This window comes from Megasphaera sp. AF13-6AC, assembly GCF_027685385.1.
GTDB lineage: Bacteria > Bacillota > Negativicutes > Veillonellales > Megasphaeraceae > Megasphaera > Megasphaera micronuciformis.
In genome coordinates this window covers 1-1,569 of sequence record NZ_JAQCUN010000013.1, presented here as the reverse complement: position 1 = coordinate 1,569, position 1,569 = coordinate 1, and the positions used below count along the sequence as shown (strand labels likewise).

General features: G+C 47.5%; 3 protein-coding genes. All 3 read right to left on the bottom strand.

From position 1 onward, the window contains the following. Positions 1-496: 50S ribosomal protein L1 (rplA, locus tag PGX78_RS01650; protein WP_270445117.1), on the bottom strand; the 496-nt coding region annotated here is incomplete at its 3' end. 62 nt (positions 497-558) lie between these two features. Further along, the gene (gene rplK, locus PGX78_RS01645) at positions 559-984 is read right to left on the bottom strand and encodes a 50S ribosomal protein L11 (protein ID WP_006941113.1); all 426 of its coding nucleotides are present in this window, start codon (positions 982-984) and stop codon (positions 559-561) included. Positions 985-1,070: 86 nt separating this feature from the next. Next, positions 1,071-1,569: transcription termination/antitermination protein NusG (nusG, locus tag PGX78_RS01640; protein ID WP_270445116.1), on the bottom strand; the 499-nt coding region annotated here is incomplete at its 5' end.

The following is a 1,569-nucleotide window of genomic DNA, read 5'->3' as shown; positions in this document are numbered from 1 at the left end:
CCGTACGATATTCAATCTTACCGGCTTTACTTTCATTAACGGCTCTGGCTACATCCATCGTTACCGTGCCGACTTTCGGGTTAGGCATCAAGCCCTTAGGGCCGAGGACCTTACCGAGACGACCGACTTTACCCATCATATCGGGAGTAGCGATAGCGACATCAAATTCAAACCAGCCGCCTTTAATTTTTTCTACCAAGTCGTCGCCGCCGACATAATCGGCACCGGCTTCTTGAGCTTCTTTTTCTTTTTCGCCCTGTGCAAAAACGAGGACGCGTTTCGTTTTACCGATACCGTGGGGCAGTACCAAAGCACCGCGAACCTGCTGATCGGCATATTTCGGGTCAACGTTGAGGTTGACAGCCAATTCGACGGTTTCATCAAATTTGGCGGTATCCATTTTTTTCAGGATATCAATTGCTTCAGCCGCATCATACAATGCCTGTGCATCGAACGATTTGAGGGCGTCGGCATATTTCTTACCTACTTTTGCCATCTGTGTTTTCCTCCTGTTGTGGTCATGCGGAGACAAGTCTCCTTCCACGGGATAACAACGTCTTAGTCGACGATGTCGATACCCATGCTGCGAGCCGTACCTTCAACCATTTTCATAGCTGCTTCGACATCGTTTGCATTGAGGTCGGGCATCTTGGTTTCGGCGATTTCGCGAACTTTATCGCGACCGAGCTTAGCAACTTTCTTCTTGTTCGGTTCACCCGAAGCTTTGTCCAAACCTGCCGCTTTTTTCAGCAATACTGCTGCAGGCGGAGTTTTGGTAATGAATGTAAAGGATCTGTCGTCGTATACGGTAATTTCAACAGGAATAATATAACCTGCCTGCTTTGCCGTACGTTCGTTAAATTCCTTGACAAAGGCCATAATGTTGACGCCGGCCTGACCCAATGCAGGACCGATAGGAGGCGCCGGAGTTGCCTTACCTGCTTCACACTGAAGCTTTACCATTCTTGCTACTTTTTTTGCCATGGTGATTTACACCTCCTTACATTACAAGATGTGGTTAAACGGGTCGACGACCCTCCCACTCGCGACGAAAACGTCGCATTAGAAGTTTATTCCAGACTCTTCTCGATTTGAGAATAGTCGACTTCTACCGAAGTTTCACGGCCGAACATATCAATCAGGCCTTTAAGCGTACCCTTCTCATTGTTAATTTCCGTAATAGTCGCATAAAAATTATCGAAGGGGCCCGAAATAATACGGACCTGTTCGCCGATTTCAACGGAAATCTGCGGGCGCACTTCTTTTTCTATACCTTGAGACTTGAGGATGCGTCTTACTTCCTGCGGTTCCAAGGGAACAGGTTTCGTTGCCGAACCTACAAAGCCGGTAACTCCCGGCGTATTGCGGACAACGTACCAGGAGCGATCGTTGACTTCCATTTCAACAAAGACATAGCCCGGATAGATCTTACGTCTTACCGTACGTTTCCGACCGTCTTTGACATCAATTTCGTCTTCTTCAGGAACAAGAATCCGTTCAATAACGTTTTCCAGCCCCATGGATCTGACCTTACGTTCCAAGTTGTCTTTGACTTTTTTCTCATACCCG

Coding starts and splice junctions, on each gene's coding strand:
- rplK (WP_006941113.1), bottom strand. CDS start 984: ATGGCAAAAAAAGTAGCAAGAATGGTAAAGCTTCAGTGTGAAGCAGGT.